Annotated in this window: 19 protein-coding genes; 6 read left to right on the top strand and 13 right to left on the bottom strand. The window is 68.4% G+C overall.

The window, feature by feature from the left end:
• Nucleotides 1-89: 89 nt before the first annotated feature.
• Nucleotides 90-1,274 (top strand): winged helix DNA-binding domain-containing protein, encoded by a 1,185-nt coding sequence (locus H7F38_RS07300; RefSeq protein WP_187093496.1) that lies wholly within the window; start codon nucleotides 90-92, stop codon nucleotides 1,272-1,274.
• Here H7F38_RS07300 and H7F38_RS26530 read toward each other — a convergent pair.
• The 5 genes from H7F38_RS26530 to H7F38_RS07275 form a co-directional block, all read right to left on the bottom strand.
• Nucleotides 1,265-1,432, bottom strand: coding sequence for a hypothetical protein (locus H7F38_RS26530; protein WP_187093495.1), 168 nt, complete (start codon nucleotides 1,430-1,432; stop codon nucleotides 1,265-1,267). The two genes, H7F38_RS07300 and H7F38_RS26530, sit on opposite strands and share 10 nt — an antisense overlap.
• The gene (locus H7F38_RS26525) at nucleotides 1,369-1,971 is read right to left on the bottom strand and encodes a DUF4232 domain-containing protein (protein ID WP_370531339.1); all 603 of its coding nucleotides are present in this window, start codon (nucleotides 1,969-1,971) and stop codon (nucleotides 1,369-1,371) included. Before H7F38_RS26525 ends, H7F38_RS26530 begins: the two co-directional genes overlap by 64 nt.
• A gap of 98 nt (nucleotides 1,972-2,069) precedes the next feature.
• Nucleotides 2,070-2,297: a hypothetical protein gene (locus H7F38_RS07285; protein WP_187093493.1), complete on the bottom strand. Its 228-nt coding sequence runs from the start codon at nucleotides 2,295-2,297 to the stop codon at nucleotides 2,070-2,072.
• A gap of 61 nt (nucleotides 2,298-2,358) precedes the next feature.
• On the bottom strand, nucleotides 2,359-2,748 hold the full coding sequence (locus tag H7F38_RS07280) for a tautomerase family protein (RefSeq protein ID WP_187093492.1): 390 nt from the start codon (nucleotides 2,746-2,748) through the stop codon (nucleotides 2,359-2,361).
• 39 nt (nucleotides 2,749-2,787) lie between these two features.
• Nucleotides 2,788-3,603: an oxygenase MpaB family protein gene (locus tag H7F38_RS07275; protein WP_187093491.1), complete on the bottom strand. Its 816-nt coding sequence runs from the start codon at nucleotides 3,601-3,603 to the stop codon at nucleotides 2,788-2,790.
• 111 nt (nucleotides 3,604-3,714) lie between these two features.
• Between H7F38_RS07275 and H7F38_RS07270 the strand changes: the two genes are divergently transcribed.
• The gene (locus H7F38_RS07270; RefSeq protein ID WP_187093490.1) at nucleotides 3,715-4,752 is read left to right on the top strand and encodes a PHP domain-containing protein; all 1,038 of its coding nucleotides are present in this window, start codon (nucleotides 3,715-3,717) and stop codon (nucleotides 4,750-4,752) included.
• A gap of 128 nt (nucleotides 4,753-4,880) precedes the next feature.
• Here the strand turns inward: H7F38_RS07270 and H7F38_RS07265 are convergent, their stop codons facing one another.
• Nucleotides 4,881-6,170 carry an MFS transporter gene (locus H7F38_RS07265; protein ID WP_187093489.1) on the bottom strand — a complete coding sequence of 430 codons (1,290 nt, stop codon included), beginning with the start codon at nucleotides 6,168-6,170 and terminating at the stop codon, nucleotides 4,881-4,883.
• Nucleotides 6,171-6,264: 94 nt separating this feature from the next.
• Between H7F38_RS07265 and H7F38_RS07260 the strand changes: the two genes are divergently transcribed.
• From H7F38_RS07260 to H7F38_RS07245, 4 genes are all read left to right on the top strand, one after another.
• Nucleotides 6,265-6,804, top strand: a complete 540-nt coding sequence (locus H7F38_RS07260) for a TetR/AcrR family transcriptional regulator (RefSeq protein ID WP_187093488.1) — start codon at nucleotides 6,265-6,267, stop codon at nucleotides 6,802-6,804.
• 154 nt (nucleotides 6,805-6,958) lie between these two features.
• Nucleotides 6,959-7,369: a DUF6855 family protein gene (locus H7F38_RS07255; protein WP_187093487.1), complete on the top strand. Its 411-nt coding sequence runs from the start codon at nucleotides 6,959-6,961 to the stop codon at nucleotides 7,367-7,369.
• A gap of 103 nt (nucleotides 7,370-7,472) precedes the next feature.
• Nucleotides 7,473-9,101 (top strand): long-chain-fatty-acid--CoA ligase, encoded by a 1,629-nt coding sequence (locus H7F38_RS07250; RefSeq protein WP_187093486.1) that lies wholly within the window; start codon nucleotides 7,473-7,475, stop codon nucleotides 9,099-9,101.
• Nucleotides 9,102-9,145: 44 nt separating this feature from the next.
• A complete protein-coding gene (locus H7F38_RS07245) occupies nucleotides 9,146-9,352 on the top strand; it encodes an RNA-binding S4 domain-containing protein (protein ID WP_187093485.1) in 207 nt (68 codons plus the stop codon).
• A gap of 74 nt (nucleotides 9,353-9,426) precedes the next feature.
• On the opposite strand, the gene H7F38_RS07240 is transcribed toward H7F38_RS07245, so the two are convergent.
• The 7 genes from H7F38_RS07240 to H7F38_RS07210 form a co-directional block, all read right to left on the bottom strand.
• Nucleotides 9,427-10,500, bottom strand: coding sequence for an alkene reductase (locus tag H7F38_RS07240; protein WP_187093484.1), 1,074 nt, complete (start codon nucleotides 10,498-10,500; stop codon nucleotides 9,427-9,429).
• A 156-nt stretch (nucleotides 10,501-10,656) separates the two neighbouring features.
• A complete protein-coding gene (locus H7F38_RS07235; protein ID WP_222618521.1) occupies nucleotides 10,657-11,730 on the bottom strand; it encodes a methyltransferase domain-containing protein in 1,074 nt (357 codons plus the stop codon).
• A 130-nt stretch (nucleotides 11,731-11,860) separates the two neighbouring features.
• Nucleotides 11,861-13,159 carry an ABC transporter ATP-binding protein gene (locus tag H7F38_RS07230; protein WP_222618520.1) on the bottom strand — a complete coding sequence of 433 codons (1,299 nt, stop codon included), beginning with the start codon at nucleotides 13,157-13,159 and terminating at the stop codon, nucleotides 11,861-11,863.
• Between the two features lie 34 nt (nucleotides 13,160-13,193).
• The gene (locus H7F38_RS07225; protein WP_222618519.1) at nucleotides 13,194-14,246 is read right to left on the bottom strand and encodes an ABC transporter ATP-binding protein; all 1,053 of its coding nucleotides are present in this window, start codon (nucleotides 14,244-14,246) and stop codon (nucleotides 13,194-13,196) included.
• Complete coding sequence (locus H7F38_RS07220; protein ID WP_187093481.1) at nucleotides 14,246-15,370, bottom strand: ABC transporter permease; 1,125 nt, start codon at nucleotides 15,368-15,370, stop codon at nucleotides 14,246-14,248. Before H7F38_RS07220 ends, H7F38_RS07225 begins: the two co-directional genes overlap by 1 nt.
• Nucleotide 15,371: 1 nt before the next feature.
• A complete protein-coding gene (locus H7F38_RS07215; protein ID WP_187093480.1) occupies nucleotides 15,372-16,415 on the bottom strand; it encodes an ABC transporter permease in 1,044 nt (347 codons plus the stop codon).
• Nucleotides 16,416-16,510: 95 nt separating this feature from the next.
• Nucleotides 16,511-18,292, bottom strand: a complete 1,782-nt coding sequence (locus H7F38_RS07210; RefSeq protein ID WP_187093479.1) for an ABC transporter substrate-binding protein — start codon at nucleotides 18,290-18,292, stop codon at nucleotides 16,511-16,513.
• Between the last annotated feature and the right edge of the window lie 242 nt (nucleotides 18,293-18,534).

Here is an 18,534-nt window from a genome sequence, read left to right as displayed (position 1 = left end):
CCATGCAACCGGTACCGGCTCGATGGTCATCCCGGTGAGTGTGCGCTCAGCAGGCGAATTCGACTGCTGAGCGCACACTCACCATTGTGATGAAGAAGATGGACACCGCCGAACGCCGGCGCCGGCTGCAGATCAGGCACCGGCTGACGTCCGACCGGCGAAGCAATGACGTCGCAACCGTCGCCGACTCGGTCGTGGCGCTGCACGCCACCGACCCTGCGACGGTCTACCTGTCGGCCTGGGCCCGGATGACGACCGGCGGCCAACCAGCGATCGCTGACGCGATCTACAGGCAGAAGCGGCTCGTCCGGATGATGGGAATGCGCCCGACGATGTTCGTCGTGGCCACCGATCTGGCGCCGGTCGTACACGCTTCATCGTCATTGGGAGTGGCTGTCACGCAACGCAAACGGCTACTGACCCACCTCGAGCAGGCCGACATCACCGAGGACGCGGAACGGTGGCTTGACGAGGTTTCCGCATCGACGGTGGCCGCGCTGACGCGCCGGGGCCGCGCCGGCGCCACCGAACTGGTCGCCGACGAGCCCCGCCTGAACGCCACCCTGGAACTGACCCCTGACAAGGCCTACGCCGCGCCCCAGAAGGTGACCAGCCGGGTCCTGACGATTCTCGCACTGGAAGGCAGGATCGTCCGCGGTGCTCCCCAGGGCGGCTGGACCTCCAACCGCAACGAATGGTGGCCCGCGGCCGGCTGGATGCCAGGCGGCTTCGGCGACCTCGACCCGGCACAGGCCAGGATGGAGTTGGTCCGTCGCTGGCTCGCCGCCTTCGGACCCGCGCCGATCGCGGATCTGACCTGGTGGACCGGCTGGACCCTGGGGCAGGTCCGCACCGCTCTCAAGTCCATCGCCACCGTCGAGGTCGAGTTGGACGGGACGACGGGGCTCGTGCTGGCCGACGATCTGGACCGGACCGCGGAACCCGAACCGGCCGCTGCGCTGCTCCCCGCCCTCGACCCCACGCCGATGGGCTGGGTCCAGCGGGACTGGTTCCTCGGCGATCATCGGGAGCGATTGTTCGACCGCACCGGCAATATCGGCCCGACCATTCTCTGGCAGGGACGCGTAGTCGGCGGGTGGGCGCAGCGGGCCGACGGCGAGATCCGTCTGGAGCTCTTGGAGGACATCGGCTCCGACGGCCGGGATGCCGTGGAAGCCCGCAGCCAGGAACTCGCGACCTGGCTCGGAGCACTCCGCTTCATCCCGCGCTTCCGGACGCCGCTGGAGAAGGAACTGAGCACGGTTCAGCGGTAGAGGCCGGCCGTTCCGAAGAAGTCGTCGAGGGCGGCGATGTCGTGCCGGTAGTGGGCGTTCTGGGTCGGTGTCTGATCGGCGTCCGGCAGTGAGATCAGCTGCCGAAGCGTGCTGATCTCGCTGGCGTACTCGGCGCCGTCCAGTTGGAGCGAGGCCACCGCCCGACCCCAGTAGAGCCCCTGGCGGGCCGACGACGCGCCGGCTCCCTGGATCCAGGCCAGCTGGGCGGCGGCGAACGGACGTTGCGAGTCGTCCCGGCGACGGTGGGGTGGACCTGGAGATTGCAGACACCGACGGAGGCCGGAAAATGAACTGTGTCCGAGGTATTCGCCGGGGTGGTGGCCACGGATCTGGAGAACGCGCAGGCGCCGCCCGTCGCCGTATTGAAGTTCGTCCATTCGACGACCGCGGAGGCGTAGCCGCCGGGGGCGACGGCCACCGGGGACACCGCGGGAGCGCCGCCGGCAAAACCGTGCAGCGTGCGACGGGCGTGGGCCAGAACTTGTCCGGAGGCGTTGACCGCGTCCAGCCCGGGATAGCCGTAGAGCGTGCAGGTGCCCCGGCCGACGTTGCGGTACAGCAGCACGAACGAGTCGTGTCCGGTGGCGCCGTCCAGAGGGGTGTGGGTGACCGCCAGCGAACTGTTCCCGCACCCTGGCGGGGTTGCTGACGCGCCGGCGGGCGCGGCCGTGGCCATCAGCCCTGCAACGGCAACAGCGCCGGAGGCCGCGAGGACCGTCATTCGAGAAAGCAGTGTGTTCATCGTTTCTCCCGTTCGGGACCGTCATGGTGAGGTCAGTTGCAGGAGACCGCAGGAGCACGCCTGATACCGCTCGTCAGGCCATTTCGCCGACCAGCGTCACCGCCGGCGACGGCGCCGGTGGCGCCACGACCCGGCGGCCGGCCGTCGCAGGTGATCCCGTTCGGGAGTTCCCAGGGCGCCGACGTGTCGTCCAGCACGCGGAAAACGGGCGACTCGCTGACGCCGGCCTGTTTCGCGCGCCCTGCAAGATTCTTCGCCATCGGGCCGACATTCGGCAGCAGCGGCAAGATCAGGCCGGCTCAGCCGGCGATTCGCCGAGGCTCAGAGCTCGCCGGTCAGGAATTGAGCCCGGCCCATGCCGAAAGACCAGTCGGCGGGGGTGTTCTCCGTCATGGACACGATGAGATCCTCCGGCCGGACGCCACATCGGGCTTCCAATCGCTCGGACAGCGCTGCGTAGGCGGCCTGCTTCTGCTCCGCATCGCGACCCTGCTCGAAGATCTGCAGCACGACCACGCCGTCACTGCGCTCGATGCCGAGACCGGTGTCCTGCACGATGATCTGGCCGACCGGATGCTCGGTGATGATCTGGTAGCGATCACGCGCCGGCGCGGCGAAGACGTCGAGCATCGCTTCCTGCACGACGTCGGCGATCCGGCGCAACTGCTCTGCCGTTCGTCCTTCTTGGACGTCGATCCGAACGAGCGGCATTTCGGGGCCCTTCTGTTCCTCGGCAGCGCGTGGGGTCGATCAGGCCGTCAGGCGGGCCTTGGCCGCCTTCAGGGTCGGCCCGTGACGGAAACGCTCCGGTACCGCGAGCGCTCCGCTGCGAAGCGTACGCAGTGCCGCGGTCGAGGTGATGTCCGTCAAACCCAGCACCGGCATCCGGTACATCCGTCTGGCCCAGCCCGGGAGCAGACCGAAGGACAGCGCCGCGAGCCCACCCCACGCCGGCCGGGCCGGCGTCAGCAGCTGCACCCAGCCCGGCATCGGCGGTGTCACGAGGCCACGCGCCCCTCGGCGGGCCGCCTTCGTCAGCTTCAACTCGGGTCTGACCTGGAGGAAGTACTCGGCCAGCTCCGCCCTGGTCGCCGGCACGCCAGAGGCCTGCAGCCCGACCAGCTCGGCTGATCTGATCTGTTCTGCCACATAGGCATCCGCCTCGACGTCGGTCAGCTCGAGACCGCCGCGCACTGCCGTCGAGAGCAGGGAATCGACCTCGCAGCAATGAACCCACAGCAGTAGATCGGGACGATCGAGCCGGAATTCCTCGCCGTTGAACGGATCGGTGCCGCGAAGTTTGCGGTGGATCCCCCGCACCCGGGCGGCCGCCCGCAGCGCCTCGACCTCGGTGCCGTAGGTGATCGTCGCGATGTACTGCGAGGTCCTGGTCAGGCGACCCCACGGGTCCGCATCGAAGCCGCCGTTCTGTTCGACCGCTGCCATCGCCTGTGGGTGGAGCGCCTGCAGCAGCAGACCCCGCAGACCACCCACGGCGTAGGTGGGATCTGCGTGCACCCGCCAGGTGACGCTGTCCGGGCCGAAGACTCCTCGATCTTGATCCATATCCGACGGTACGTCGCGCCGCCGGGGTGCGGGCGGACGGAGCTACGCAGTCGGGCCCGGCAGCATCGATCCGGACTCCGACCCTGGGGCGACGGCCCCTAGGATCACGACATGGACCCGATCGCGGCGCTGCGACGCATCGCCTTTCTGCTGGAGCGCGGGCAGGCGCCCACCTACCGGGTCAAGGCCTTCCGGACGGCGGCGTCGGCGTTGGCCGCCCTCCCCGGTGGGGAGATCGAAAAGCGTTCGGTGGCAGGCACTCTGACCAAGCTCAACGGCATCGGACCGAAAACCGGACTCGTCGTCGAGCAGGCTCTGGCCGGGGTCACACCGGGCTACCTGATCGACCTGGAGAAGGACGTCGCGCCCCTGGCCGTCGGGGGTGAGGATCTGCGCGCCGCTCTCCGCGGTGACCTGCACACCCACAGCGAGTGGAGCGACGGCGGCAGCCCGATCGAAGAGATGACGATCACCGGACAGCGGATCGGCCACGAGTACATGGTGCTCACCGACCACTCCCCTCGCCTGACGGTGGCCAACGGCCTGACGGTGGAGCGGCTCGAGAAACAACTGCAGGTCGTCGCGGCCGTCAACGGGGCGCTCCCCGACTTCACCCTGCTGTCCGGCATCGAGTGCGATATCAACGAGGACGGGACCCTGGACCAGACCGACGAGATGCTCGGCAGGCTGGACGTTGTGGTGGCTTCCGTGCATTCCAAGCTGCGCTCCGGGCCCAAGGAGATGACGGCCAGGATGCTGTCGGCGGTGCGCAGTCCGCACACCAACGTTCTCGGGCACTGCACCGGCCGGATGGTGGCCGCCGGGCCGACCCGCGGCCGTCCGACGTCTCGCCCCGAGAGCTCCTTCGATGCGCAGATCATCTTCGACGCGTGTGCCGAGAACGGGGTCGCCGTCGAGATCAACTCACGTCCGGAGCGCCTGGACCCGCCGAAGCGGTTGATCGACCTTGCTCTTCGGGCAGGCTGCCTGTTCAGCATCGACACCGACGCCCATGCTCCGGGGCAGTTGGACTGGCAGATCCTGGGCTGTGCTCGAGCAGCCGAGGTCGGCGTCCCGGCGGACCGGATCGTCAACACCTGGCCGCTCGAACGCCTGATGAAGTGGGCAAGAACTCACGTCGACGCGTGACATAGCCGACCGGTAGACGGTTTTCGGCGGTTTTCGGCCGGTGAGCGTTTTTCGGCCGTGATCGGCGAACGGGAACTCGGTGTTCAGCAGGCTCTACCCGGAGACCTGAGCCCGGACCTGCCGCCGTGTCAGGTGGTCAGCAGTTCGCGATCGGGCGTGACCACGGCCGGCACCAGATCGCTGGTGCCGCTCTGGCCGGCGACCTGTTCCGCCTCGAGTGCCGTCGCCAGGGCGATCGAACGACGGAGCGAGCGGAGTACCAGCAGGGCCACGGCGAAGGCGCCGATCGCGCACCCGGAAGTGACCCAGTAGGCGTCCGAAGCGCCCCGCGCATCGATGATGAGGCCGGCCAGCGGGGTCGCCGTGGCGATGCCGACGGCCATCCCCGACCCGGTCCAGGACATCGTCTCGGTCAACCGGTGCGCCGGGACGATCCGCTCGACCAGGCTCATACCCGAGATCAGAGCGGGCGAACACGCCACACCGGCCAGCATCAGACCACCACCGACGAACCACACGTTCGGCAGGAACGGCATCGGTAGCGTCACCACCGCGAGCAGGGCGATGGAGACTCCGAACTGCTTCAGCAGGGACGACCTGATGTTGGCGACGCCGAAGACCAGGCCGGCCAGCAGCGAGCCGAATGCGTAGAGGGCGAGCAGCAGGCCGGCGATCCCCGAATGACCTGCTTCCTTCGCGAAGGCGACCGTCGTCACCTCGAAGGCACCGAAGATGCCGCCCATCAGAGCGAAGATCGCGGTGATGCCGGCGACACCGGGCAGCAGGATGGCCGGCTTGTCGCCGCGCACCCTCTTGCGGCCGGACGGTGCCGGCTCGGTGCTCGTCTGGGTGAGCAGCAGCAGCGTGCCGATGATCAGCAATGTGGTGGCCAGGATCAGAGCCGCCGCCGGGAACACCTGCAGCGCAATGACAGTGGCCAGCGGCGGACCGATGATGAACACTGCCTCGTCGATCAGCGACTCCCACGCGAAAGCCGTGCGCAGGGCCGGGTCGCCGGAGAGCATCGTCGACCAGCGGGTGCGGACGAGCGGGCCGATGATCGGCTGCGACGCGCCGGCCAGGAACGCCAGCACGAAGATCGGCCACGTCATCTCGGTGTACACCGCGACGGCGATCATCGCGGCGATGGCCGGAACGTGCAGCATGAGCTGCTTGGGGACCACCCGGCGCTGACCCCGGACGTCGATCAAGCGGGAGATCTGCGGGCTGATGGCGGCGGCGGACAGGGCATAGATGGACGAGACGGTGCCGGCGACCGCGAACGAGCCGCGTTCGGCCGACAGCAGCATGACGGCGCCGAGGCCCGCCATGGACATCTGCATGCGAGCGAGCATCCCGGCCGCCGAGAAGCGGGCGGCACCGGGGCGCCGCAGGACCTGGAGGTACGGGCCGAACACTGGAACACACTCCTCTACTGGGCGCGGATGTGTTGATCTGCGCCTGACATGGCCGAAACAGGTTGTTTACCGTCCAGCCGGTACAGTCTATCTCATGGCCACCGACACCCGCCAGCGAATATTGCGCGCCCTCCGCGACATCCTCGCCAGGAGCGGCAACGCCTCGGTGACCCTGGAGGCGGTCGCGGTCGAAGCCGGAGTCTCCAAGGGCGGCCTGCTCTATCACTTCCCGTCCAAGTCGGAGATGTACCTCGGACTGCTGGCCGACGTGCGGGATTCGGTGACCGCCGACATGGCCGACGCCGTCCAGCGATCCGGCGCAGCCCGAGGCTTCCTCGAGTACTCGGAACCGACCGAGGACGACGAGCCCGGCTTCTTCACCTCGCTGATCGCCGCCGTCCGCACCGGACAGAACGCCGACAGCGAGGAGAACGACGCCAGAGCCGCCACCTTGTTGGCGGACATCTTCCGCGCCTGGGAGGAACCGATGCGCGCGGCCGTCGCCGACCCCGTACGGGCCGAGAACATCCGCCTCGTCGGCTTCGGCCTCTACTTCGCCGCTCTCACCGGCCTGCCCCCCGTCGACCCGGCCGTCCTGGCCGCGTTGTTCGACCGCCTCGTCCCCCGCTCCTGACCCCTTGCGCCTTCGGCCCTCCCGGCCGGCGACCGACGCCGGAAATCCGCCTGACGGCCGCCCGCGCAGCCCCGGAGACGGCGGTCTTGCGCCGGACCCGGGGCGGGGCCACGATGGCAGCGAACACCACCTGCCCGACCACCGAGGAATCCCCATGACGCCGATCGGCAATGGCACCAAGGAAGACCCGTGGCAGCTCAGTACGCCACCGGGGACCTCCGACTACGCGATGTACCGCGACGAGGCGAACGATCCTCCGCGGCTGGTGTGCGTCGTCGGATCCACGACGCTCTACTACGACCTGCGGTGCCTCGAGGATCTGCATGCCATGCTCAAGAGCGTCGGCGATTGGATACCGCTCGGCAGCGCGGAGGAGAACAAGCCCGCCAAGGACGGCACGATCGAGGCCTGGGGGCGGTCCAGGACGAATCCGATCGGCGGCTGGTACGGATTGCGCAAGGGCTACCGCGGCCGTTTCGGCATGTACCTTCCGCCGCTGATGGAGGCCCTGGGCCTGGCCGAACTGGAACATCAGCCCCGCAACAACCGAATGCGCGCACTGTAGAACGCATTGCGAGCCGGACACCGTCGTGTCACTCTGTCAGTTGTAGCATCCGCAGGCCCGGGGCACCGACGCCCCGGTCTGGGGTGCCGGAGAGGATTCCGTGATGGTTGCGCCCGGCAAGGAGCGAGTAGCGCAGGACGAGCACGGTGAATTCGCGCGGTTGCCCGACGGCAGACCGGTGGTCCGCATCGCGGACGTCCTGCGGGCCAACGCCGCCGCCACCCCCGATGCACCGGCGATCATCGAGGCCGACTCCGTCACCAGCTTCGCCGCGCTCGACCGGCTGGCCAACCGTGTCGCGAACGCGCTGGCCCGGGATGGCGTCCGGCCCGGCGATCGGGTGGCGTTTCTCGGGTCCAATTCCCCGGCCTTCCTGGCGGTGCTGTACGGGGCCGCCAAGATGGGTGCGATCCCCACCGCCCTCAACAACCGGCTCGCGCCGGCCGAGATCTCCCACATCCTGGCCGACGCGCAACCTTCGGTCGTGGTGATGGGTGCCGGCGACGATCAACACCTGCCGGCGGCGGCGACCACGGTCGGTCTGCTCAGGCTCGTCACCGGTGGTGACGCCTCCGAGCAGACCGGCGCAACCGCCTGGGCGGACTGGCTTCTCGACGTCGCCACCACGGACCCGGGCGTCCGGCAGGACGTCGACGACACCGCCGTCATCTTCTACACCTCCGGTACCACCGGGCCGGCCAAGGGAATCGAGTTGACCGGCCGGAACATCGGCATCGCACTCTCGCCACTGCAGCAAACCATCAAGCTCGACCGGAGCTCCGTCGCGACGGCTCCGATCCCGTTCTTCCACATCGCCGGGATCGGGCTCGCGCTGGTCGCGACTCTGAACGGGTCGGCGCTGCTCCTGGAGAGCGCCGCGTCCCTGCCGGACCTCGTCGAGCTCTGGCAACGGCATCGGGTCTCCCACGCCGTGGTGGTCCCCGCGGTGCTGCAGGTCCTGATCAACGTGCCGGGAGTGGCCGGGGCGGACTTCTCCGCGTTGAAGTACCTGATCTACGGCGCAGCCCCGATTCCCGTCCCGGTGCTGACGAGGGCGACCGAGATCTTCGGCTGCTCGTTCGTGCAGAGCTACGGCCTCACCGAATCCACCGGCGGGATCACCATTCTCACGCCGCAGGACCATCGGCCGGCGCCGGGGCTGGAGAAGCGACTCCAGTCCGTCGGGCGCCCGCTGCCGGGCAGCCAGGTCCGGATCGTCGACCCGGTGACCATGGAAGAACTGCCCGCCGGGCAACGCGGCGAGGTACTGATCGGCGGCGATCTGGTGATGAAGGGCTACTGGCGCCGGCCGGAGGCCACTCTCGCCACGATCCTGCCGGGCGGATGGTTGCGGACCGGCGACGGCGGATCCCTCGACGCGGACGGGTATCTGTTCCTGCACGACCGGATCAAGGACATGATCGTCTCCGGCGCGGAGAACATCTACCCCGCCGAGGTCGAGAGCGTGCTGTCCGGCCATCCCGACGTCGCCGAGATCGCGGTCGTCGGCGTCCCGTCGCAGCGCTGGGGGGAGTCGCCGTTCGCCATCGCGGTGGCCAGGACCGGCTCCGAACCGTCAGCACAGGAGATCATCACCTGGGCCCGAGAACGACTGGCCCACTTCAAATGTCCGGTGGGCGTCCGATTCGTCGACGCGCTGCCACGCACGGCCAGTGGCAAGATCCGCAAGGCCGACCTGCGCCGCCAGCTGGCCGCTACGCCGCCGGCCTGACCCGAGCGGGCACCGGTCCGGCCGACCTGGTGGATGATGAGGCCATGCACGACATCCCCATCACCGGCGACATGATCCGGCTCGGCCAACTGCTGAAGTTGGCCGGCGCGGTGGATACCGGCGCCGATGTCCGTCCGCTCCTCGAGGACGGTCTGGTGACCGTCAACGACGAGGTGGAGACGCGCCGCGGCCGCCAGTTGCACCGCGGCGACGTGATCACCCTGGAAGGCATCAGCGTCCAGATCGTGTGACCGCTTCACACGCACCAGAACCCAAGCCCGACCGCGGAGGGGCGGCCACGATCGGGCTTAGGCCCGTCAGTCGGTCAGGCGGTCAACCGGGGGTAGTCGGTGTAGCCGTCGGCGCCACCGCTGTAGAACGTGCTCGCGTCGGGCTCGTTCTCCGGGTGGCCACCGGCCCAGCGCTCGACCAGGTCGGGGTTGGCGATCGCCGGTCGGCCCACGGCCACCACGTCGGCGAGCCCCTGACCGACGAGGTGGTGCGCCTCCTGACGGGTGGTCATGGCCTGGAACCCGGTGTTCACCATCATCGGGCCACCGAATGCTGCAGCCAGGCTCCGGACGAGCTCGGACTCCGGTTCACGGTGCAGCACGCTCAGGTAGGCCAGACCCAGCGGGGCCAGCCCTTCCACGAGCGCACCGTAGGTCGCCGCCACATCCGCAGCGTCGGTCTCGGCGACGTCCTGGATGTTGTGGGCCGGGGAGATGCGGATGCCGACGCGACCGGCACCGACCTCGGCGGCCACCGCAGCCGTCACCTCCAGCACGAACCGGGCCCGCTCGGCAGGACTGCCGCCGTAGCCGTCCGTGCGCTGGTTCGACGCCGGGGACAGGAACTCGTGCAGCAGGTAGCCGTTCGCAGAGTGGATCTCCACGCCGTCCAGGCCGGCGTCGACCGCCCGACGGGCTGCGTCGACGAACTCCTGCCTGACGGTGGACAGCTCGGCCGTGGTCAAGGCGTGCGGCACCGGGTAGGGCTTGCTGCCATTCGGGGTATGGACTTCGCCGTCGATGGCGATGGCGCTGGGGGCCACGATCCGGTCGGTTCCGGTGACCTCGGGGTGGGAGACGCGGCCGGCGTTCATCAGCTGCATCACCAGGACGCCGCCGCGGTCGTGCACCGCACGGGCGACCCTTGCCCAGCCGGCGGCCTGCTCGGCGGTGACGATACCCGGCTGGCCCGGGTACCCGCGTGACTCGGCGCTGGGGTAGGTGCCCTCGGTGACCAGCAGTCCCAGACCGGCGCGCTGGGCATAGTGCTCGGCGACCAGCTCGCCCGGGACGCCGTCCGCGCCCGACCGCATCCGGGTGAGAGGGGCCATCGCGATCCGGTTGCGCAGGTTCAACGAGCCGAGGGTGACGGGAGAGAACAGATCCATGGGAATGTCCAAGCGTGTGTAGGAGCGCGGGCAGTCGGGCGTCCTGCGCCCGACCTGTGACACAGCGGTCCGGCGCCGTGGGCTATTCCGGCAGACGTGGTGGCGTAGGGCACACGAGGCCGAGTCGGGTCCGCTCGGCCAGGCGCGGCCCGTAGGTCATCGTCGTTCCAGGAGAACTGCCACCTCGACGTGCGCGGTCTGGGGGAACATGTCGAAAAGCCGGGCCTCGACCGCCCGCAGCGACGGCATCCGGCCCAGGTCGGCGGCGAGGGTCGCCGGGTTGCAGCTGGAGTAGATGACGTGCCGGGCAGCGCCGGAGTCGATCCGGTCGGCGAGGGTTGCGCCGAGCCCACGGCGCGGCGGGTTGACGATCACCAGATCGGCGTCCGACCGCCCGGTCACGGCGTCATCGGTGTCGAAGGTGAAGCGATCCGGGTCCGGGAGGTCGGCGGCGCTACGTCTGGCGCCGGACACTGCGTCCGCGGATACCTCGACACCGTGGACGCTGCGGACGGATGCGGGCGCGCAGTGCAGGGCGAAACCTCCTACGCCGCAATAGAGGTCGAGGACCGAGTCGGGCACGATCCGGGCGGCCCAGGCGGCGGCCTGCCGATAGAGGCCCGCGGCGACTGCGGTGTTGGTCTGGAAGAACGACTGCGGCCCCAGGTACAGGTTGACGTCCCCGAGACGCATGAGCAATGTGCTCTGCTCGGTGAGCACGATCTCCTGATCGCCTTCGATCACCGCCTTGTGTTCCGGATGCAGATTCACCGACGCGACCGCGAGCTGGGGGAGCACGGACTGCAGCTCGGGCAGTCGGCGCCGGATGTCGTGCAGTCGGTCGAGCGACCGCAGGACGAACCGGACGAGCAACTCGCCCTGCGGTGACGCCGTGACGATCAGGTACTTGATGTCGCCGGCCCGGCGGTTGACGTCATAGGGCACCAATCCGGTCCGGGCGATGAACTCGACCAGCGGGGGGAACGCGTCGACCAACGCCGGCTCGCAGATCCCGCACCGGCGCAGGTCGATGCCCTCGCGGTGCTCGTCCAGGATCCCGATCGACGGATTCTTCCCGTCACCGCCGACCACCCACTTCGCCTTGTTGCGATAACCGGACTCTGCGCTGGCGAACGGCGCCGCCCAATCTACGTCCGGGGCGACGGGCCGCAGCGCCCGGGCCGCCAGGGACTGCTTGTCGGCCAGCTGCCGGTGGTACGGCACACCCATGAGTGAACACGAACGGCATCGACCGGCGCTGAAGTAGTCGCACTGCACCGCACCACCATAGGGCGGCGCCGGTTCGCCTCCTGACGATCGATCGGTTGGCTATCGTCCAATTATGTCCGTTTGGCCCGGTTTAAGCATCCGCTCGATGCAGGGTGGGCGACGCAGAAAAGAGGTGGCAGGCCACCGACGCGGGACTCGGGCCGGTGACGGCCGCGATCGGCAGCAGCACCGGGCGCTGCGACTCGGCGAACTGGAGTTGCACTCCCCCCGCAGCCTGGCTGATGGAGACCAGGCCGGTGAAGAACGGCTCGTCCGGCTTCTCCCGGCGGATGGCCTCGAGGACGGCGAGCACCTCAGCGGGCTTGGACGTCCGCAGGAGCGCCTTCCCGTCGGTGGTCACCAACGCCCCCGGATCGGGAAACAGCGCCGACTCCCGCTCGTAGACAGCGATGTCCACCGTGGTCCACCGCTCCTCCAGGACCACCTTGAGATCCCTTGCCTCCCAGCCACAGGACCCGAAAGCCCTGGGGCAGCGAGGATGGAACGGGCAGCCCTGCGGCGGCCTTGCCGCGTCCGGGATCTCGCCACGCGGCAGTTCTGCAGGCGGACCCCCGACCACCGAGACGTCCGGGATGGCCCTCAGCAACGCCTGCGTGTAGGGGTGTCGGGGGTTGGCGAAGATCTCGGCCACCGGCCCGATCTCGACGATCTTCCCCAGATACATGATGGCCACCCGGTCGCAGAAGAATCGGGCGCTGGCCAGGTCGTGGGTGATGTAGATGAACGAGATGCCCAGATTGGTGCGCAGCTCGCCCATCAACGAGAGGATCTTCGCCCGCACGCTCATGTCGAGCATCGAGATGGGCTCGTCGGCGACCAGCACCTCCGGACCGAGGGCGATCGCCCGCGCGATCACCGCGCGCTGCTTCTGACCGCCCGAGAGCTCCGCCGGATACTTCGGCGCGAAGCGTTCCACCGGCGCCAGTCCCACCCGCTCCAGCGCCGAGGACACCTGCCCGTGACGCTGGGCCGTCGGCACCCCGTGGATGCGGAGTGCATCAGAGATGGCCTGCTCCACCGTCATCGACGGATTCAGCGCCGCGTGCGGATCCTGGAAGATCATCTGCAGCTTGGCCCGGAGCGGGCGCATCTCACGTTCCTTCAGACCACCGATCTCCCGGCCGCGGTACTTGATGCTGCCGCCGGTGACGGGGGCCAGACCGAGCACCGCACGACCCAGCGTCGACTTGCCGGAGCCTGATTCACCCACCAGACCGACGACCTCGCCAGGCATCACGTCCAGGCTCACACCGTCCAGGGCGCGGACCGAACCCGACGACCGGCCGACCAGGCGGCCGAGAGCCGAGCCACGGAGAGCGAAATGCACCGACAGGTCGGTGAGCGAGAGGATGGGGGTCTGCGTCCCCACCGAATCGCTCGATTCCGTTGAGTGCGCTGCTGCGTCAGGCCTCATCGGCGACCAGCACCTCCTCCCGCGCCAGGGGCGCTCTGTCGGCGTCAGACAGCGATTCGGACTGCAGCAGATGGCATTCCACTTCCCGCCCATCCGGAAAGTCGGTCACCGGCGGGATCTGGGTGGCGCAGATCGCCATCGCATGGGCGCAGCGCGGATGGAACCGGCAGCCCGGTGGCGGATCGCCCAGGTCCGGAGGCGCACCAGGAATCGTCCGCAACTCGGTGGTGGTCAGTGAGATGGTGGCCCCCAGGAGCTCCCGGGTGTACGGGTGCTGTGGATCGGCGAACACCTCGGCCACCGTGCCCTGCTCGACGATCCGTCCCGCGTACATCACGGCGACCCGGTCGCAGGCCTGCCCCACGATGCCGAGATTGTGCGTGATCAGCAGCATGGCCGGCGAGAACGTCGTCCGGATCTGGCTCAGGATCTTGATGATCTGCGCCTCGACCAGCACATCCAGGGCCGTGGTGGGCTCATCGGCCACCACGAAGGCCGGGCGCAGCGCCAGCGCCAGCGCAATCATGATGCGCTGCCGCATGCCGCCGGAGAACTCGTGCGGATAGTTCTTGTACCGCGACGGCGGGATGCCGAGGGACCGAAGGGTTTCCAGCGCCCGCAGGTCGGCGTCACTGCGAGAAATCTTCTCGTGCGCACGGATCGCCTCCCGGAAGTGGTCGCTGATCCGCATCAGCGGGTCCAGCCTGGTCATCGGCTCCTGGAAGATCATCCCGAGCCCGGCACCGCGGAGCGACGGCCAGTTCTTCGTCGGCAGCTCCACCAGGTTCCGCCCACCGAACGTGATCCGGCCGTCCATGGCAGCACCCGCAGGCGTCAGCCCCAGCAGCCCGCGCCCCAGAGTCGATTTGCCGCAACCGCTCTCACCCACCAACCCGAGCACCTCGCCGCGCTCGAGGCTGAACGTCACGCCGTCGACGGCCTTGATCGGGCCACCCGCCCCGGCGTACCAGACGCGCAGATCCTCGACGTCCAGCACCGCGTCGGTCATCGACGTCTTCGGCAGCAACGGAGTTCTCGCCATCAGCGGGTCCCCCCGATCGTGCCCTGGCCGTACGGCCGGTCCATGGATCCGTCGGCCGATCCACCGGGTTGTTCCGTGCCGTCGAAGGCATCGGCGCTGTCGTCACGAGGGAGCGCTTCGGCCCCCAGAGCGCTCCGGTGCTTTCGACGGAGACGTCCCGGCATCACCACCTGGGGCAGCCGGCGCGCCCGCAGCAGCGGGTTCAGCACGTCGTTGAGGCTCTCGCCGATCAGCGACAGACCCAACACCAGCAGCACGATGGCCAGGCCGGGAAATACTGCGGTCCACCAGATGTGGGAGGCGAAGTCGGATCGGGCCTTGTTCAGTTGGTAGCCCCACTCGGCTGCGGACGACGGCTCGATGCCGAACCCGAGGAAGCCGAGACCGGCAAGCGTCAGGATCGCGTCGGCAGCGTTGACGGTGGCGATGATCGGGACCGACTGCACCACGTTGCCGAACAGATAGCGCCGCATGATCGTCCACGGCGAGGCGCCGACCGCGCGGGCTGCCTCGACGTAGGGCTCCTGCTTGGCCGAGATGGTCGCGTTCCGCACCACGCGGAAGTACTGCGGGATGTAGATCACGGTGATCGAGATCGAGGCGGCGAGGATGCCGCCGCCCTCGCCGGAACTCCCGCCCACCAGGGCGATGGACACCACGATGGCCAACAGCAGCGACGGGAAGGCGAACAGCGCGTCGGTGATCAACACCAGCACCCGGTCGACCCAGCCACTGCGGTAACCGGAATACAGACCGAGCGGAACACCGATGATCAACGACATCAGGACCGCGAGCACCACCACGATCAGGGCGGTGCGAGACCCGTAGATCACCTGCGAGAGCACGTCGGCCCCCTGCCCGTTGGTGGTGCCGAACCAATGCGCGGCGCTCGGCGTGGACAGGCGCGGGAATCGGACCCCCGCCGCATCGGTCACGTCGTTGAAGCCGTACGGGGAGATCCAGGGCGCGAGAATAGCCATCAGGACGAAGATCCCGGTGATCACCCCGCCGATCAGCAGCATTCCGCGTTGGACCCCACCCGTCTGCCTCAGCGCACCGAGCACACCGGACTTCCTGCTCCTGGGGGAACTGTTCGCAGAGGAATCAGTCAGTGCGACAGCCATCTCAGTACCTCACCCTCGGGTCGATGAGCGCGGTGGCCACGTCGATCAGGAAGCTCACGATGACGACCACGATGGCGATGACGGTGACGATGCCCTGTACCGCCACGAAATCTCGCTGGGTCAGGTAGCTCGCCAGGGCGTACCCGAGCCCCTGCCACTCGAACGTCCGCTCGGTCAGGATCGCCCCGCCGAGCAGCAGCGCTCCCTGCAGCCCCATCACCGTGACCACCGGGACGAGCGCATTGCGGAAGGCGTGCTTGCGGACCACCCGTCCCTCCGGAACCCCGCGGGCACGCGCCGCCTCGACGTAGTCCGACCGCATCGTCTGCAGCAGGTTGGTGCGCACCAGTCGCAGGAAGATCCCCGCCGTCAGCAGCCCCAGCACCATCGCCGGAAGAATGGTGTGCCGCAGCACATCCCAGATGTAGCTGGGCTGACCGTAGAGGATCGAGTCGATGATGTAGATGTGCGTGTGGGGTGAGACGTTGGCGATCGCCAGCTCCGTGGCCGGTTCGGCGCGCCCGGAGATGGGCACCCAGTTCAGCACCACACCGAAGAGCAACTTGGCCAGCAGGCCGACGAAGTACACCGGGGCCGCGTAGAACAGCACGCCCGTCACCCGCAGGAAGATGTCCGGGATCCGGTCGCGATTCCGGGCGGCCACCCGGCCGAGAGGGATGCCGACGCCGACGGCGATCAAAAAGGCCCAGAAGGTGAGTTCCAGTGTGGCAGCACCCTTTTCGAGGATGATCCTGGACACCTGCTGGTTGTCGGTCAGAGTGGTCCCGAAGTCACCGTGCAGCAGTTTCCCGATGTAGGAGAAGTACTGCGTCAGGATCGGTCGGTCGAAGCCGGCGGCATGTTTGCGTTCGGCGATCTGGTCCGGTGGCAACCGGCCGCCGAGGGCGGCGTCGATCGGGTTGCCGATCACCCGCATGAAGAAGAAGACCAGCGTGACCAGGATCCAGATCATCGGGATCATCAGCGCGAGTCTGGTCAGCAGGTAGCGACGCAGTCCGCCGGATGTGGCAGTGGTGGTGCTCATCGATGCACTCCCCGTCATGCGAGGGGGCCGGCCGGGCTGTGGTGCGGCCCGGCCGGCCCCCTCTGTCGTTCAACAGATCACTGAAGTCCCACCGGTCAGGAGGACTTGCCGATCAACCAGAAGCGGAACAGGAAAGTCGAGTCGAGCGTCTTGTCGACGCCGGTGACAGTCATTCCGGTGACAGCGATCTGCTTGCCCTGCAGCAGCGGCAGGGTGGGAAGCACACCGCTGGCGGCGATGGTCTGGATCTGCTCGATCGCAGCCGTCCGGGCGGCACCGGTCGTGGCCGACTCGGTGGCGATCAACGGGAGCACCTTGTCCGTGTCGCACGGGCGGGTGCCGACCTTGACTGCCGGGAACGTCTTCGGATCGTCGCAGTAGTGCGCGCCGACGAAGTTGTTCTGCACCAGGAACGGCGAGATGTAGTTGTCGGCATCCGGGAAGTCCGGGAACCAGCCAAGCTGGTACACCGGGTAGGCGTCGGCCCTGCGCTGCTTGGAGTAGGTCGTCCACTCGGTCGACTGCAGGTTGACCTTGAACAGCCCGGTCGCCTCGAGCTGGCGCTTGATCTCGCCGTACTCGTCGGCCGACGTCGGGCCGTAGTGGCCGAGCGCGTACTGCAGGTTGATGGTGACCGGGGTGGTGACGCCGGCCGCCGTCAGCGCGGCCGCGGCCTTCGCCTTGTCCGGCGTGGCACCGAACTGGGTCTTGAACGCGTCGATGTGACCCGGGATCCCGTCCGGGACCATCGAGTACAGCGGGGTGTACGTGTCCTGGTAGATGCTAGTGGCCAACGCCTGGCGGTCGACCGAGTAGGAGACCGCGCGACGAACGGCGAGCTTCTGCGCTGCGGTGCCGCCCGGCATCGTGTTCAAATTGAAGACCATGTAGCGGAGTTCGCCACCCGGCCCGTCGAGCACCTTGACCTTGGAGTCCTTGCGGAGGTCGGAGATGGACTGGGCGTCGAGCGAGCGCCACGCGACGTCGACATCGCCCTGCTGCACCGCCAGCTTGAGGTTCGAGGCATCGGTGAAGTAGCTCAGCGCCACGCCCGAGTTGTGCACCGCGCCCCCGTTGCCCTGGTAGTCGGCATTGGGCGTCAGGGCCGCGAGCTGGTTCTTCTGGTATCCGGCGGCCAACTTGTACGGTCCGGAGCCGACGACCTTGGAATCCTCCAGCAGCTTGTTGGCCGGGAAGATCTTGGAGTCGACGATCGGGCCGGCCGAGGTGCCGAGCACGAACGGGAAGGTCTGGTCGTTCGGCGTGTTCAGGGTGAAGGTGACGGTGCTGTCGTCGGTGGCCTTGACCGACTTCATGTTGCCGAGCAGCGACGCCGGCCCGTTGGGATCGTTGACCGTGAGCACCCGGTTGAAGGTGAACGCGACGTCCTTGGCCGTCAGCGGGTCGCCGTTGGAGAACTTCAGGCCGGGCTTCATGGTGCAGGTGTAGGTGGTGCCACCGGCACCGAAGGCGCACTTGCTCGCCGCATCCGGGGTCGGGACCTTCTCGCCGGCCGGGATGACCAGCAGGAACTGGTACAGCTGGACCTCGAGCATGAGAGAGCCGTTGTCGTAGGACCCGGCCGGATCGAGACTGACCACCTGGTCGGTGGTGCCGATCTTGATGGCCGGCAGATTCGCGGCCGGGGCCGATGGCGAGGTACCGGCCGACACCGGGGGCGCCGAACTTGCGGAGCCGGAAACCGAACCGGCCGAACCGGAGGCCGCCGGTCCGGGGGCTGCCGCGGACGGGGTGGACGGGGCGCTGGAGGAGGACGACGCGTTGTCCGTACGCCCCGCTCCGCAGGCGGCGATGGAGACGGCGAGCGTCAGAGCTGCAGCGGCGGCAAAGAACCGCCGGGATGTGGTGCTGCGCATGGAACCTCTTTCCGCGGCCCTGGGATCAGGGACCGACTGGGGGGCGAGCGGACAGCGAACGATGGCCCGGGTCCGCCGATGACCGGCGTAGGGCGATTGGTGGACCCTACGCCAGGCGATCGTCGGCTGTGTCGGGCCTTGGTCACGTTTGGGAAACGCTTGGGAAAACTCGGGAGCGATCTTCGACCCGTCCGGCCGATGAGGAAAAACTGCATGTCCGGATGTCGGGGTGCGGTAGATCC

Origin of the sequence: Nakamurella sp. PAMC28650, assembly GCF_014303395.1 — a bacterium.
Taxonomy (GTDB): Bacteria; Actinomycetota; Actinomycetes; order Mycobacteriales; family Nakamurellaceae; genus Nakamurella.
The sequence above is the reverse complement of the archived record's forward strand: the minus strand, read 5'-3'. Positions and strand labels throughout refer to the sequence as shown.